Source organism: Subtercola lobariae (assembly GCF_014640255.1).
In the GTDB taxonomy this organism is placed as follows: Bacteria; Actinomycetota; Actinomycetes; order Actinomycetales; family Microbacteriaceae; genus Subtercola; species Subtercola lobariae.
The window spans coordinates 204,031-218,519 of the sequence record NZ_BMGP01000001.1; the positions used below are offsets into that span (position 1 = coordinate 204,031).

The following is a 14,489-nucleotide window of genomic DNA, read 5'->3' on the forward strand; positions in this document are numbered from 1 at the left end:
AACGCATTAGTCGATGCGGATGACCGAGAACGCGTCGAGCATGGTGCGCGCCACCTCGGCGAGATGCTCACGCATCAACTCCGATGCCGCGGCCTCGTCGCGCGACTCGATGGCGTGCAGAATCGCGGCATGCGCATCGATCTCGACCGAGGAGGTGATGTGCGACTCCACGTCGGGCATGAGGTGGTGCAGCCGCCGCACCTCGGCGAGCAATCGTTCGAGAATGTTCTCGGCGCGGCGATTGCGCGCGAGCTGCGCTCCGGCCAAGTGGAAGAGCCGAGCCGCCTCGAGTGAGGCGTGCAGGTCGCCTTCTGCCGCACGCTGTTCCGAAAGTCTGCTGGTCAGTTCGGTCACGCCGGCGGCGCCCCCATTGCGCGCCGTATCGGCGAAGAGCGCGGGCTCGATCATCAGGCGCAGGTTGAAGATCTCGCTGATGTCACCGAGCCGAAGAGGCCGCACGAGATAGCCTTTGCGCGGCAGAATGACCACCCAGTCTTCTTGTACGAGCAATCGAAGCGCTTCTCGAACCGGCGTCTTCGAGACTCCGTACAGCGCAGCGAGTTCGGGTTCGAGCAGAATCGTGCCCGGCCGCCACTTCGCCTCAATGATTTCTTGCTTCACACGCTCGTAGACCTGGTCGGTCAGCGAGAGCAGTTTTTCGGCCGCCACGGGTGTAGGAGCAAGCTCGATGGTCTTTCTGTGCTCCACGGCTGACTTCCTCACGGTAAATGTCTCAGCAGAATATCAGCGCGGCCCAACGTTGCTGGCATTCATACTTAATTTTCTCTGAATAACCAAAATATATCTCTGATGTCTGTAAGATGGCATCAGTTCGAATGCAACGTGGCACCGAGGTTGACCCCAGAGTCAGCACGCGTTGCCCCAGAGAAAGGCACACTCGTGAAGATCGTCAGCTACGGAGCAGTTCGCGCAGAGGCGCCGGGCATCCTTCTCGACAACGGCCAGATCGTGCCGCTCGGCCCGCTGCTCGTCTCGCAGGGGTTCACGAACCTCTCGACGAACGACATCATCTCGATGCTCGACTTTTTGCAGCCCATCATCGAGGCGGCGTTGCCCGAGGCGACCGAAACAGTGACCGCGAGCGAGGTGCGCCTCGGGCCGCCGGTGCCGAACCCGCCGAAGATCATCGTCGCCGGTGGCAACTACCAGTCGCACGTCGACGAGGCGGCCGGCAAGAAGAACGCGCCGTCGCCGTCGGAGCCACTACTCATCTTCAAGCCGTCGAACACCGTCATCGGCCCTTACGACGCACTCGTCAGGCCGCAGCAGACCCAGCAGCTCGACTACGAGACCGAGATCGCCGTTGTCATCGGCCGCGGCGGGTTTCGTATCTCTCGCGAAGACGCCTACCAGCACATCGCCGGTTACATGATCTGCAACGACGTGACCGCTCGCGATATGGCGTTCAAAGATATGGCGTTGCACCCGATGTTCTCGCAGATCACCCGGGCGAAGGGCATCCCCACCGGCGCCCCGACAGGCCCCTGGCTGGTCACGAAAGACGAGATTCCCGACCCGCACAACCTCGATCTGCGCTGCTGGGTGAACGGCGACCTGCGACAGGTGGGCAATAGCAGCGAGATGATCGTCGACATTCCGGGCCTCATCGAAGACTTCAGCAAGGTCATCGAGTTTCAGCCGGGCGACATGATCATGACCGGAACCACCACCGGCTGCGGCGCCTTTCAAGACCCGCCCGTGTTTCTCTTCGAGGGCGACGTGGTGCGCATGGAGATCAGCGGCCTCGGCGTGCTCGAGACGCCGATTCGAGACGAGAAGATTCGCTGATGAGCAGCCAGCAGGCGGTTTCGGATGCCCGGCAGGCGGTGCCCGATGCAACACGTTTCGGCCCCCTCGCCGAGAGCGCAGCCGACGCCGAGACGAAGGCCGCCGCCGTCGCCGCCGCACGAACCTTCGTCAGCGTGGCAGAGTTCGAGCAGGCCGCTGAAGCGCTCTGGGCGCCGGGCCCCCGCGCGTTCATCCAAGAGGGCGCAGGCTCTGGGCGTTCGATCGCCGCCAATCTTGCCGCGCACACCCGCTGGGCGCTGCGGTCACGGGTTCTCGTCGATGTGAGCCACATCGACACGACGACAACCGTGCTCGGCCACGAGATTTCGATGCCCATCATCGTGGGGCCCTCTGGCCTGCACAACCTCTCACATACCGAGGCCGAGGTCGGCACGGCCATCGGCGCCCGTGACGCCGACACCGTGATGGTGCTGAGCGCCGGCTCGAGCCAGAGCATGGAAGACGTGCGGGCCGTGGGCGGCACCACCTGGTTTCAAATGTATTGGGGCGCCGATCGCGAACGCACTGCGCGTCTCATCGCCAACGCCGAGGCCACCGGATGCTCGGCCCTCTGCATCACGGTCGATCTGCCCGTGCGCCCCCTGCTCGGCCCCTCGATGATCGCCGGAGTGCAGAGCGTGGCCGCCGAACGCCCGATGTACGTGATGCCTCGCGGCGCTCATCTGGCCGGCGGCGCCTGGGATCACGACGCCAGTCTCACCTGGAACGACCTCGCCTGGCTTCGCGAGCAGACCACCCTGCCTCTCATTCTCAAGGGCATTATGACGGGCGAAGACGCCGCCCTCGCCGCCGAACACGGAGTCGAAGCGGTCATCGTTTCGAATCACGGCGGCCGCTCGCTCGACACTCCGCGGGGCACGCTGGATGCCCTGCCCGAAGTCGTAGCGGCGACCGTCGGCACAGCGACCGAGGTCTACGTCGACGGCGGATTTCGCCACGGCGCAGAGGTCGTCGTGGCGCTCTCCCTCGGCGCCCGCGCAGTGCTGCTCGGCCGCCCCGTGGTCTGGGGGCTCGCCGCGGGCGGATCGGCCGGGCTCGCTTCACTGCTCGAGCTCTATCGGCGCCAGCTGGTCAGCACCATGGGCACCATCGGCACCCCCACGATCGCCGCCATCAGCCGCTCGTGCATCACCGAAAGCACGGTGCGATCATGACGGCGTCGACCCTCTCGGCTGCCGCCGAGGTCGCGGTTGGAAGCGCGGCCCCAGACGGCCGGCATCGGAGTACGGCTCGCCGGGCATCCGGAAGCCGTAAGCCCACCCGGCTGCGGCGCACGATCGAGATCGTGCTGCTGATTGTGCTCTGCCTCGTGGCCTGGCAGGTCGCCGCGACCTCGGGCGTCTTCGGGCAGAACTCGTGGCCCACGCTCGGGTTGTTTTGGTCGACGGCTGTCGAAACGGTTCCGACGCAGGCCTACTGGGTGGCGATCGCCAACACCATGATCAGTTGGGCCGTCGGTTTGGCCATCTCGGTGATCATCGCGATTCCGGTGGGTCTTCTCATCGGCTCGACGGCGTTTCTGCGGCGGCTCACCACGCCGACGGTCGACTTCATGCGAACGATTCCGTCGATCATCCTCGTGCCTCTGGCCGTGCTGCTCTACGGATCGACGAACCAAATGAAGATCATTCTGATCGTGTTCGCGAGCGTCTGGCCCTTGCTGCTGCAGGCGGTCTACGGCATTCGCGCCGTGGAGCCGGTGGCCCGCGAAACGTTCTCGGCGTACGGCATTCGCTGGCGCGACCGGGTGCGGTTTCTGTACCTGCCCACGGCGAGCCCGTACCTGGCGACCGGCCTGCGACTCGCCGCCGTTTCGAGTCTGCTCGTCGCGATCGGCATCGAGATCATCGCCTCGGCACCGGGCCTCGGCTACCAGATCGGCGTGAAACAGGCGAACGGACTCGCTGCGTCGTCGTTCGTGTACCTCATTACCGCAGCCGTCATCGGCCTCATCATCACGGGCGTCTTCACGTTCATCGAACGCCGCGCCATGTACTGGCACCCGTCTCGCCGAGGAGCGAACTCATGAGCGCCGAAACCCTCGGCGTCCGCCGATCGATCAACGCGAGGCGGTTGCTGCTTCCGTTCGTCGGCCTGATCATTCCCGTCATCGGTGTGACGGCGTGGTGGATACTCTCGGCGCAGAAGCCGTCGTTCTACTTTCCCTCGCTTGCGACCATTTGGGATCGCTTCGTGCACACCTGGCTACTCGGCGGTGCCACCGCTGAGATCTGGCCGACCCTCTCGAGCCTCTTCCTCGGTTACGCCGCGGCGACACTGGTCGGCATCACGCTCGGCGTCGTGTTCGCGTTGCTGCCCAGCGTCAACCGCTTCTTCGCTCCGCTGCTCGAGTTCGTGCGGGCCGTTCCGGGCCTCGCGCTGATTCCGCTGTTCGTGATCGCGCTCGGTGTGGGTATCGAAACGAAGATCGGGCTGGTCATCTTCGGCGCGGTCTGGCCGATTCTGCTGAACACGGTCGACGGCATCCGGAGTCAGGATCTGACGATTCGCGACACCGTCTTCTCGTACCGACTGCGGTTTCGCGACCGGCTCTTTCGGGTGGTGCTGCCGAGTGCTTCGCCGCAGATCATGGCCGGCATGAAGGTGTCGCTTTCGATCTCGGTGATCGTGGTGATCGCCACCGAGATGGTGGTGTCGATCAACGGCATCGGCAACTTCTTGCTGAAGGCGCAGGCCGGTTTCGACCTGACCGGAATGTGGTCGGGGCTCATTCTGATGGGCATCATCGGCTACCTGCTGAATGTGATTTTCGAGCTCGTCGAACGGCGCGTGCTGCGCTGGCACCGGGCCATGTATGAAGGGAACAGACGATGAGCGACACACTCACCTCGGGAGGGGCCAACGCCGGCGCCGGCAGCAGCGCCGGGATCAGCCCCAGCACCCCCACCCTCACCGCCGAACCACGCATGTCGGTGCGCAGCGTCTCGAAGTCGTACACGAGCGACCGCGGGGTCGTGAAGCGGGTGCTCGCATCCGTCAGCTTCAATGTCGCGCCCGAAGAGTTCGTGGCTATCGTCGGCCCCTCAGGCGCCGGCAAGACCACGCTGCTGCGCACGATCGCCGGGCTGATGCTGCCGACCTCGGGCGAGATCTTCTTCGACGGCGACGAGGTGACCGGGCCGCCCGAACGCCTCGCCCTGGTCTTTCAGGACTACAGCCGCTCGCTGATGCCCTGGATGACCATCGAGAAGAACGTCACCCTGCCGCTGCGCCGCAAGAAGCTGTCGAAAGACGAACAGAAGCGGCTCGCGGCCGAGGCGCTCAGCGCGGTCGGCCTCGGCGACATCGGCTCGCACTACCCCTGGCAGCTGTCGGGCGGCATGCAGCAGCGCGTCGCCATCGCGAGGGCGATCGCCTACCAGCCGGATGCCCTGCTCATGGATGAGCCGTTCGCCTCCGTCGACGCCCAGACCCGCTCCGACCTCGAAGACCTCATTCTGGCGCTGAAGAAGCAGTACGGCATGACCATCGTGGTCGTGACGCATGACATCGACGAAGCCGTGTACATGTCTGACCGCGTTATCGTGCTGAGTGGATCGCCCACCAGCGTGCGCCAGGTCGTCGACGTGAAGCTCGGCGGTCAGCGTGACCAACTGGTCACCAAATCGCTTCCGGAGTTCGTCGAACTCCGGAACACCGTGCTCACTGCGGTACGCCGCCCGGTAGGTGAGCCTTCGCCGTAGTCAGCACCTGAAGGCCGGTCGGCGTCGAGCCGACCCGCCAGCACCGTACAGCGCCGGTCGACTGATCGGCGTAGCAGCGCACTGTTCGCACAGAGCGCTCGTCGTCGTGCCCGTTTGCCGCGCACGACGTCACCACACAGCACAGCACCACTTGTGAAATGGAGATCCAATGAAGCATCGAATTTCAGCGGCCGCCGCGATACTGGCAGCCGCAGCCCTTCTTATGACCGGATGCGCCAGCTCCTCAGGCGACTCCGGCTCGGCGGCAAGCACCCCGGGTGCCAGCGGCGCCCTCACCAAGATCAACGTTGCGGTGAGCCCCTCAGCAACGACCAGCGTGCCGATGTACTTGGGCGTGAACAAGGGCTTCTTCGCCGAGCACGGCCTCGACGTGACGCTCTCAGTTCTCACCAACGGCACGGTCGCGATTCCCCAAGTTGTGAGCGGTCAGAACCAGTTCAGCATGGCCAGCCTCGCCCCGGTGGTCGCGGCGGTCGCGCAAGGGCTGCCCATCAAGGTGGTCGGCGCGGCGAACATCATTCCGACGAGCGACTCCCAGTTTCAGGGTTTCGTGGTGAGAAGCGACTACACCGACTCGACCCTGGCGAGTGCGAAGATCATCGCGGCGCAGTCGGCTCTGGTCGACCCTGTTCAGGCCGACTCGGTGACGAAGTTCGGCGGCGACTACTCCAAGCTGACGATTCTGCAGACGCCACTGACCTCCATCGCCGATGCGATCAAGGCGGGCTCGGCTGACGTCGGGCTGCTTCAACAGCCCTTCCTCGCGCAAGCGATCGCCGAACCCGGTCTGAAACTGTTCAACTACATCGGGCCTGACCAGTCGCTGCCCGGCACGCCCGGCGCGGTTTTCATCGGCGCCGAAGACTACATGAAGGCCAATCCGCAAATCGTGTCGTCATTCCAGGCCGCGGTGCTCGAGTCGTACGCATACGCACAGAGCAATCAGCAAGAGACCGCGAACTTCGTGCCCAACACAGGCCTGTCGACCGCTGTTCCGCCCGTGAATGCCCTCGGCGCCTACGCGGCCACCGAGGTCACGGCAGACAAGTACGACGAACTGCTGCAGCTGTACTCGAAGTACGGCCAGAACCCGAACAACCTGACCTCGAGCGGCATTCTCTATACGCCGTAGCAGGTGGCGGGCATCCACTCGCCGTGGTTTCGCATAGCGGCCAGTGGATGCCCGTTTCAGGCACCCAGCTGCGGGCGTGCCGGTTCGGCGGCCGCGCACACAAAGAACGCTCACAACGAATGCTCACAACGAAGGAGAATGTCAGTGGTGACCAATCGCGAGTACGACGTGGTGGTAGTTGGCTCAGGCGTGGCCGGGCTCTCTGCCGCGGTCGAGAGCGCCGAGCGGGGAGCGCGAACGATCGTGCTCGACGCGAACTCCACGATCGGCGGCGCCTCGGTGATGAGCGGTGCGGCCTGCTGCATGGTGGGCACGCCCGAGCAGACCGCCCTCGGCGTCGACGACAGTGTTGAGCTCGCCCTCGCCGACTGGCAGCGCATGGGTGGCCCGAGCGCCGACCTGACGTGGGCCGAGGCGTACCTGCGAGACAGCAATGCCGACGTGCACGACTGGCTTTCGGGCATGGGTATTCGCTGGAACGTTCCGCAGTTCGCAGAGGGCAATTCGGTGCCCAGATGGCATATTCCGGTGACGTTCGGGCCGGGCATCGTGGATGCTCTGCTCGACCGATTGCGGGTGCTCGGCGTTGTTGTGCTCACCGGGGTCGCGGTGGTAGAGCTCGTGCGAGGTGACAACGGTGACGTGGTCAGGGGCGGTGACGGTGGCCGTGAAAACGGCGACGACGGTGACGGTGACGATGACGGGGGCGGCGATGGCGCTCGCAGCACGAATGGTGCTCGCATCGCAGGGGTGCGCGTCACAGGGTCGCCCGACTTCGACGAGCTCTCGGCCGAGGCGATCATCGTCGCCACCGGGGGTTTCGTCAACAACCGGAGCATGCTCGAAGAGCTGAGCCCTCGGCTCGCCGCGTTGCCGCGTTTCTTGTCGGGGGGCGCTCAGACCGCCACCGGCAGCGGGCATCAGCTCGTTCGAGAGGCCGGCGGAGAATTCGCCTCGCTGCAGAACATCTGGGTGTACCCCACCGGAACGCCAGATCCGCAAGACGCTTCGGGGTCACGGGGACTTGGAATTCGCGGCGCCACGACCGAGCTCTGGTTCAATCTCGACGGCGATCGCTTCTCCGACGAAGTGCAGCGGGGCGGTCATTCGGGCACGAACGCTCTGCTCGAGCAGCCGGGTCAGACCTGCTGGAACGTTTTCGACGCTTCAGAGCTGCCGAGCATCCTGCTGATCGACAATGAGTATTACGCCAGGCCGGCCGGCCCCAACCCGGTGACCACGGCGGAGTTCTGGCGTGAGTCGAATTACGTGATTCTGGCCGACACACCGGCCGAGTTCGCCGAGCGGGCCGGCCTGCCTGTCGAGCGCGTCGTCGCCGCCATCGCCGCCTTCAACCAGGCGCTGGCCGACGGCCTCGAAACCGATCCGGTCACCGGGCGCAGTCTTGCCGGTTTGAGCCCCGTAGGGCCCGGCGGCATCGTCGCAGTGCAGATGTTTCCCATGGCGCAGAAGAATTTCGGCGGCGTGCGCACCGACCTCGACTGCCGGGTGCTGGATGGCGCGGGCTCACCCATCGCGGGACTCTTCGCCGCGGGCGAGGTGGCAGGCATGGCGGGCGGCACCATCAACGGAGTCGCCGGTCTCGAGGGCACGATGTTCGGCCCGGCGCTCTACTCGGGCCGTATCGCGGGCCGCGTGGCCGCTGCCGAGGCGCTGGCCACCCGCTGACATGCTCCGCGGGCCCCCGGGCAACACGTTTTGTGGGAATATTCCCACATTGTGCACTGTGGGAATATCCCCACATCGAGCATTGTGGGAATATCCCCACATGTACTATTGTGGTGATATTCCCACAACGGAGACAATATGCCCTCCCTTCCTGCTCGCAAACCCGCCGACATCTCTGCGGTCATCAAAGCGGCGCGAGACGATCAGGGCCTCAGTCAAAGCGACCTCGCTGAGCGCCTGGCTTTCTCCCGGGACTATCTCGTCGAGCTGGAATCTGGCAGGGCAAATACCTACACGACGCGTCTTTTTCGCGTGCTTCATGAGCTGGGCATCTCTATCACGCTGCACTACGGAGACGACCGTGCCGAGCCTTGAGCTATTCGTTCACGACCGCCTCGTGGGCGTCGTCGAACCTGTGTCGCGAGATCGAAGCAGAGTTGCGCTGGAGGTAGACGCGAATTTTGACAACGATGGCGTCTTGTTGAGTGAGTCGTTCGCAACCCTTCCCGGGCGTCGTCCACCGGTCGCTGCGGTGTCGAATTTTCTCGGGGGCTACGTTCCTGAAGGTAACCATCGTGAACAGATGGCGGCCAAGCGGCATATCGACCCCGGTGACCTCTTCGCGTTGTTGCGAGAGTTCGGCGGTTCGATTGCGGGCGCGGTTTCTCTGCGCAGTGCTGACGAAGCCCTCTCGTATCAGCCGAGCTACCAACCCCTCTCAGAGCGCATGCTTGAGGTTCGACTGAAACAAGCGCTTAAAGACAGCGACCAAGGTATTCCCGACGACAGTCGCTCCACGCTGCCGGGTTATCAACCGAAAGTTCTGGTCGCCGAGTTCGATGGCACGTGGGCGTATCCCCATTCTCGTGCGCACTCCACGTACATCCTGAAACCACAGGTCGCGTCGCGGCCCAGTCGACTCTTTGACGAGTTCTACAGCCATGAACTGACTCGCCGAATCGGTTTATCGCGGTACCACAGTGAGATTCGAACGGCGGGCACAACGAAATATCTGGCCATCGAACGATTCGACCGCACCGTCGAGGCCGGGGAGGTTCACCTTCTGCATCAAGAAGACCTGGCACAAGCAATGGATTTGGACTGGCGCAACACCGATGTGAAGTTTCAAGATGCGACCTGGCCGGCCGACCCGAAAAGGGCAACGCTTCGTCGCATCGCCGAGCTGCTGGGCTCCATACCGGGTGGCGATGCTGCGGTTGATCAGTGGATTCGTCAGCTCACCTATGCCGTCTCAATCGGCGATAACGATGCCCATGCGAAAAACGTCGCCCTCATGCATCTCGAGAGTGGCACCGAATTGGCGCAGGTGTACGACGCCCTACCCAATCTGTTTCAAGACGGTCTTGTGAAGTGGGATCTTGCCCTCGCAGTAAACGGCGTTTTCGACCATCGAAGATTATCTGTCGAAGTAATACTCGCCGAGGTTGCCTCATGGGGGCTTGTTGCTGGCCGACGCGCGGAGACGATTGTCGACGAAACGCTGAGCACGTTAGCTGATGCGGTGTCGGCTATCGAACCGCCGAAGGGAGCATCGCCGGGCATGGTCACGCACGTGCAGTGGAACGTGACGCGTCTGAGAGCCGGAGCTGAAATCAGCGAGTCGAAACGTCGGCTTTGACACGTCGGCTTTGGCATGTCGGTTCCGACGAGTCGATTGAGCGGCACAGCCGCGACCGACGTTACATCCAGCGCAAGAGGTTTTGCGTGCCCTCGACCCCGGGGGCGAGCGAGATGCTTCGGCCCGGAAAGCCCGCGAGCGTCAGGTCGGGCACACTGGTTCGCCAGTGAATATCGAAGGTGCCTTCGCCCTGGGGAAGGGCGCGGCCGACGTCGATGGTGAAGTGCAACCCGTCGGCGCCGAGCGCGAGAGTCGCTGCTGACCCTGGCGTGTCGACCGAGAAGGGGGCGTCAGCGAGCTTCATCTTGCCGACCGTGGCCACGATTCGAGTCGACGTTACGGCGAAAAGCACCGAAGTGCATCCGCACCCCGGCACCCTGCGAGCGGCCAGGGCTCTTGAACGAGCCTTCACCCGACACCCAGATGCCTTCGACTCGAAAGAGCACGACTTCGGTCGCAATGTCGTCTCGAACGACGGCCGGCAGCTTGCCGGCGCCGAAGATGCGGGGGAGAAGGGGTTGCGCCATGTCTCCAGAATATAAGTAAAACTCAACTAACGCCAGATCTACGTCAGACGTTGCCGAGTAACAACAGCGGCTCTTCGATGCAGCGCGCGACGTAGGTCAAGAAGCCCGAGGCCACGTCGCCGTCGCACACGCGGTGGTCGAACACGAACGAGAGCTGCATGACCCGGCGCACGGCCAACTGGTGGTCGACCACCCACGGGCGTTCGAGTACGCGCCCGATTCCGAGCATCGCCACCTCGGGATAGTTGATGATGGGGGTCGAGCCGTCGACGCCGAACCCGCCGTAGTTGTTGAGCGTGAAGGTTCCGCCGCTGAGCGTCGCTGGCGCGAAATCGCCCTTCTCGCTCGTGGTGACGAGGTCGGCGATGGCGTCACGCAGCTTTCGCGTCGTCAGGTCGTGGGCACCGTGCACCACCGGAACCATCAGCCCCCGCGGAGTCTGCGCAGCCAGCCCGAGGTTGATCGACCCGTGCTGAATGATCTCGCGGCCGTCTTGGCTCACCGACGAATTCAGAATGGGGTACTGCTTGAGCCCGGCGACCGCAAAACGCGCAATGAGGGCGGTGAGACTGAACCGCTCACCGGTCGACTTCTGCAGCCGGTCTTTCGCGGTGAAGAGCTCGGTGGCGTCGACGTCCATCCAGATGGTCGCCTCGGGAATGACCCTGCGAGACTCGCTCAACCGCGCGGCCACGAGCTTGCGCAGCCCGGTGATCGGAATTCGCACATCTCCGCCGCCGATGACACTCGCGACCGACGGCACGACGACGGTCGCCGAAGCGCTTGCCGATGCGGAACTGGCTAGCGCGTCGGCATTCCGGGCTGGCGCCGAATCCGCTGTTGCCACATCGGATGCGCCTGTTGCTGCGACTGTCGTCGGTGCAGTCTTACGCTGCCGGATGACCGCCTCCACGTCATCACGAACGACCAGCCCATCACGCCCAGAACCGAGCAGGTGACTCGCATCGAACCCGTTCTCACGGGCGCGCTTGCGCACGATCGGCGACACGACGGGTGACTGGCGCGATCCATCTATCAGCTCGTCTTCGACCGGGGTGGCAACTGCGTTCGGCGCAGACGCAGATGCGGACGCCGGCGCAGACGGCGCAGACGCCGATCCACTCGGCGCCGCCACACGATTGCCGAAACGGCCACCCTCGGGGCGCTTCAGGCGAACCGTCGACTCCTTGGTTCCGTAACCCACGAGCACCGCGCCCGAACTGGTGGGCTCGGGATCAGACGCGGCCGCAGGCCGCAGCGCTGTGCCGGGAACGATGTCGGCGCCTTCGGCCGGCGCGAGAGCATCCGGAGCCGCGGGACCACCAGGGGCAGCCGATGCGGTCGGAGCAACAGGAGCGCCCGAAGCCACCAGCGCATCTACCGGCACGACCGTGATGAGCGGTGACCCCTTCTGCACGACCTGCCCCGTGGCCGCGTGCAGAACCTCGACACGCCCGCCGTACGGCGACGGCAACTCGACGATCGATTTCGCCGACTCGACCTCCACCACGAGCTGATCGATCGCGATCACGTCGCCCACGGCGACCAGCCACGACACCACTTCGGCCTCTTCGAGACCTTCACCGAGGTCGGGCAGCAGAAATTCGCGCGCAAGCGCGGTGGCGGTAATGGAGGCCGAAGCCGAAACAGGAGCGAGAAGGTCGGTCACGGTGCTCACCATTCCCAAGTGTCGAGGGCCGCGAGCACACGCTCGGCGGTCGGCAGGTAGTGCTCTTCGAGCTTGGGCGAAGGAAAGGGAATGTCGAACCCGGTGATGCGCAGCACGGGTGCGGCGAGGTGAAAGAACTGCCGCTCGGTGACCCGCGCGGCAACCTCGGCGCCGTACCCGCCGAATTGCGCGGCTTCGTGCATGATGGCAGCCCGAGACGTCTTGCGAACCGACGCCCCCACGGTCTCGTCGTCGAATGGCGACAGGCTGCGCAGGTCGACGACCTCGATCGACAACCCTTCGGCAGCGCCTAATTCGGCGGCGTGCAGCGCGGTCTTGACCGTAGGCCCATAGGCCAGCAGCGTCACATCGGTTCCCTCGCGCAGCACCACCGCGCGGTTCATCGGCGGGGTCTCTACCGGCAGCGACACCGTGTCTTTCGCCCAGTACCGGCTCTTCGGCTCGAGAAAGATCACCGGGTCGTCGCTTCTGATGGCCTCGCGCAGCATCGAATAGGCGTCGGCCGGGTTCGACGGCGTCACCACAGTGAGACCAGGCGTGTGCGTGTAGTACGCCTCCGACGAGTCGGAGTGGTGCTCGACCCCGCCTATTCCGCCCGCGTACGGAATGCGAATGACGATCGGCAGCGTCACCCGACCCTTGGTGCGGTTGCGCATCTTCGCGAGGTGCGAGGTGATCTGCTCGAAGGCCGGGTAAGCGAACGCGTCGAACTGCATCTCGATCACCGGGCGCAGCCCGTACATCGCCATGCCGATCGCGGTTCCCACGATGCCCGACTCGGCGAGGGGGGAATCCCAGACGCGGTTTTCGCCGAATTCGGCATTCAGGGCATCCGTGATTCTGAAAACACCGCCGAGCGGGCCCACGTCTTCACCGAACACCACCACGTTCGGGTCTTCGGCCAGAGCGTCTCGTAGCGCAGCGTTCAGCGCCCCGGCAATACTGATCGAGGTCGCTGCGGCAGGCTCGTTCTTAGCCTGCGGTGAGTGGATGACCGCCGGCGCGGTCTCGTCGATGAGCGTCATGCGCGGCCTGCCATTTCGGTGAGAGTCTGTTCGGTCTGGGCGAGCTCATGGGCGAGAAACGCCCGCTGCTCGAGTAACGCGGGCCGTTCGGCCGAGTACACGTGGTCGAAGAGTTCGAGTGGATCGAGCACCGGAGTCTCGTTCATGGCACCCCTCGTCGCAGCAGCCAGAACCTCGGCGTCTGCGGCAATACTGCCTCGTACATCGTCGGTCAGTGCGCCGGCCGCGGTCAGGTACTTCTCCAGCCGGTCGACCGGATCGCGCCCCTGCCACTCGGCGACCTCGCCCTTCTCGCGGTAGCGCGTGGGGTCGTCGGAGTTCGTGTGCGCCTCCATGCGGTAGGTCAGACCTTCGATCATGGTCGGGCCCCCTCCGCTTCGAGCGCGTTCGACGGCAGCCGTGATCACGGCGTACATCGCGGCGACATCGTTGCCGTCGACGAAATAGCCCGGCATGCCGTACCCAATTGCCCGGTCAGCCAGCGTTCGGGCATGCGACTGCTTCGAGAACGGCACGCTGATGGCGTACTGGTTGTTCTGAATGACGAAGACCGTGGGCGATTGCCACACCGAAGCGAAGTTGAACGCCTCGTGTGCATCGCCTTCGCTGGTCGATCCGTCACCCAGAAAGGTCAGCGCGACAACGTCGTCGTGCTTCAGTTTCGCCGCGGTGGCAAGGCCTACGGCGTGCAGAGCCTGCGTGGCGAGCGGCGTCGACTGCGGTGAGATGTGGTGCGCGTGCGGGTCGAACCCGGTGTGCCAGTCACCGCGAAAGAACGAGAGAATCTCCACCGGGCTGACACCGCGCGTAAGCAGCGCGATGGTGTCGCGGTAGGTCGGAAACAGCCAGTCGTTCGGGGCCAGCGACGCCACGGCAGCGATCTCGCACGCCTCTTGGCCCAGCGCCGAGGGGTAGGTGGCGAGTCGGCCCTGACGAGTGAGGGCGGTGACCTGGGCGTCGAACCGGCGGGCCAGAACCATCTGCCGGTAGAGCCCCAGAAGGGTCTCGACGCTCGGCATGGCGAAGCCGGCCGTCTGAGCGCCCTTGACTGCCCGACCGGTTTCGGCGATCAGTCGAATCGGCTTCGTGGTGGGAAGCGGGGGCACTACAACGTCGTCGCTCATGAAGCAATGCTCGGGCACCGCGAGAGCCCGCGCTATGGTCCGCGGGAGGGTCGCGACAGATGGCCCGAGCCGGCCGAAACTGCGAGCCATTCGGCTCTCGTGGGGCAG

The 14,489-nt window shown here is 64.6% G+C and carries 15 protein-coding genes; 9 read left to right on the forward strand and 6 right to left on the reverse strand.

The features are described from left to right. Positions 1-6: 6 nt before the first annotated feature. Positions 7-708, reverse strand: a complete 702-nt coding sequence (locus IEX24_RS01070) for a GntR family transcriptional regulator (protein WP_188672341.1) — start codon at positions 706-708, stop codon at positions 7-9. Positions 709-900: 192 nt separating this feature from the next. Here IEX24_RS01070 and IEX24_RS01075 point away from each other — a divergent pair, with 192 nt between their 5' ends. The 9 genes from IEX24_RS01075 to IEX24_RS01115 all read left to right on the forward strand — a co-directional run bounded on the left by IEX24_RS01075 (position 901) and on the right by IEX24_RS01115 (position 10,015). Then, positions 901-1,809: a fumarylacetoacetate hydrolase family protein gene (locus IEX24_RS01075; protein WP_188672345.1), complete on the forward strand. Its 909-nt coding sequence runs from the start codon at positions 901-903 to the stop codon at positions 1,807-1,809. After that, positions 1,809-2,984 (forward strand): alpha-hydroxy acid oxidase, encoded by a 1,176-nt coding sequence (locus IEX24_RS01080; RefSeq protein ID WP_188672348.1) that lies wholly within the window; start codon positions 1,809-1,811, stop codon positions 2,982-2,984. Before IEX24_RS01075 ends, IEX24_RS01080 begins: the two co-directional genes overlap by 1 nt. After that, positions 2,981-3,859: an ABC transporter permease gene (locus IEX24_RS01085; protein WP_188672351.1), complete on the forward strand. Its 879-nt coding sequence runs from the start codon at positions 2,981-2,983 to the stop codon at positions 3,857-3,859. The genes IEX24_RS01080 and IEX24_RS01085 overlap by 4 nt, the downstream gene beginning before the upstream one ends. Beyond that, positions 3,856-4,665, forward strand: a complete 810-nt coding sequence (locus IEX24_RS01090; RefSeq protein ID WP_188672354.1) for an ABC transporter permease — start codon at positions 3,856-3,858, stop codon at positions 4,663-4,665. The genes IEX24_RS01085 and IEX24_RS01090 overlap by 4 nt, the downstream gene beginning before the upstream one ends. Beyond that, positions 4,662-5,534: an ABC transporter ATP-binding protein gene (locus IEX24_RS01095; RefSeq protein ID WP_188672357.1), complete on the forward strand. Its 873-nt coding sequence runs from the start codon at positions 4,662-4,664 to the stop codon at positions 5,532-5,534. Before IEX24_RS01090 ends, IEX24_RS01095 begins: the two co-directional genes overlap by 4 nt. A gap of 169 nt (positions 5,535-5,703) precedes the next feature. Next, positions 5,704-6,687 (forward strand): ABC transporter substrate-binding protein, encoded by a 984-nt coding sequence (locus IEX24_RS01100; protein WP_188672360.1) that lies wholly within the window; start codon positions 5,704-5,706, stop codon positions 6,685-6,687. Between the two features lie 144 nt (positions 6,688-6,831). After that, positions 6,832-8,376: an FAD-dependent oxidoreductase gene (locus IEX24_RS01105; RefSeq protein ID WP_188672363.1), complete on the forward strand. Its 1,545-nt coding sequence runs from the start codon at positions 6,832-6,834 to the stop codon at positions 8,374-8,376. A gap of 138 nt (positions 8,377-8,514) precedes the next feature. Further along, positions 8,515-8,751, forward strand: a complete 237-nt coding sequence (locus IEX24_RS01110) for a helix-turn-helix domain-containing protein (RefSeq protein ID WP_188672366.1) — start codon at positions 8,515-8,517, stop codon at positions 8,749-8,751. Next, a complete protein-coding gene (locus tag IEX24_RS01115) occupies positions 8,738-10,015 on the forward strand; it encodes a type II toxin-antitoxin system HipA family toxin (protein ID WP_188672369.1) in 1,278 nt (425 codons plus the stop codon). The genes IEX24_RS01110 and IEX24_RS01115 overlap by 14 nt, the downstream gene beginning before the upstream one ends. A gap of 61 nt (positions 10,016-10,076) precedes the next feature. On the opposite strand, the gene IEX24_RS01120 is transcribed toward IEX24_RS01115, so the two are convergent. The 5 genes from IEX24_RS01120 to pdhA are packed head-to-tail and all read right to left on the reverse strand — an operon-like array spanning position 10,077 to position 14,381. Next, positions 10,077-10,337, reverse strand: coding sequence for a hypothetical protein (locus IEX24_RS01120; RefSeq protein WP_188672372.1), 261 nt, complete (start codon positions 10,335-10,337; stop codon positions 10,077-10,079). After that, complete coding sequence (locus tag IEX24_RS01125; RefSeq protein ID WP_188672375.1) at positions 10,306-10,542, reverse strand: hypothetical protein; 237 nt, start codon at positions 10,540-10,542, stop codon at positions 10,306-10,308. The genes IEX24_RS01120 and IEX24_RS01125 overlap by 32 nt, the downstream gene beginning before the upstream one ends. A 43-nt stretch (positions 10,543-10,585) precedes the next feature. Then, positions 10,586-12,211, reverse strand: a complete 1,626-nt coding sequence (locus tag IEX24_RS01130; protein WP_203585960.1) for a dihydrolipoamide acetyltransferase family protein — start codon at positions 12,209-12,211, stop codon at positions 10,586-10,588. Between the two features lie 5 nt (positions 12,212-12,216). Then, positions 12,217-13,257 carry an alpha-ketoacid dehydrogenase subunit beta gene (locus IEX24_RS01135; RefSeq protein ID WP_188672380.1) on the reverse strand — a complete coding sequence of 347 codons (1,041 nt, stop codon included), beginning with the start codon at positions 13,255-13,257 and terminating at the stop codon, positions 12,217-12,219. After that, positions 13,254-14,381 (reverse strand): pyruvate dehydrogenase (acetyl-transferring) E1 component subunit alpha, encoded by a 1,128-nt coding sequence (pdhA, locus tag IEX24_RS01140; protein WP_188672383.1) that lies wholly within the window; start codon positions 14,379-14,381, stop codon positions 13,254-13,256. The genes IEX24_RS01135 and pdhA overlap by 4 nt, the downstream gene beginning before the upstream one ends. Positions 14,382-14,489: the final 108 nt, after the last annotated feature.

Excerpts from the sequence above, each read along its gene's own strand:
- IEX24_RS01095 (WP_188672357.1), top strand. The coding sequence starts at position 4,662 with ATGAGCGACACACTCACCTCGGGAGGGGCCAACGCCGGCGCCGGCAGC.
- IEX24_RS01100 (WP_188672360.1), top strand. The coding sequence starts at position 5,704 with ATGAAGCATCGAATTTCAGCGGCCGCCGCGATACTGGCAGCCGCAGCC.
- IEX24_RS01110 (WP_188672366.1), top strand. The coding sequence starts at position 8,515 with ATGCCCTCCCTTCCTGCTCGCAAACCCGCCGACATCTCTGCGGTCATC.
- IEX24_RS01085 (WP_188672351.1), top strand. The coding sequence starts at position 2,981 with ATGACGGCGTCGACCCTCTCGGCTGCCGCCGAGGTCGCGGTTGGAAGC.
- IEX24_RS01080 (WP_188672348.1), top strand. The coding sequence starts at position 1,809 with ATGAGCAGCCAGCAGGCGGTTTCGGATGCCCGGCAGGCGGTGCCCGAT.
- pdhA (WP_188672383.1), bottom strand. The coding sequence starts at position 14,381 with ATGAGCGACGACGTTGTAGTGCCCCCGCTTCCCACCACGAAGCCGATT.
- IEX24_RS01125 (WP_188672375.1), bottom strand. The coding sequence starts at position 10,542 with ATGGCGCAACCCCTTCTCCCCCGCATCTTCGGCGCCGGCAAGCTGCCG.
- IEX24_RS01090 (WP_188672354.1), top strand. The coding sequence starts at position 3,856 with ATGAGCGCCGAAACCCTCGGCGTCCGCCGATCGATCAACGCGAGGCGG.
- IEX24_RS01135 (WP_188672380.1), bottom strand. The coding sequence starts at position 13,257 with ATGACGCTCATCGACGAGACCGCGCCGGCGGTCATCCACTCACCGCAG.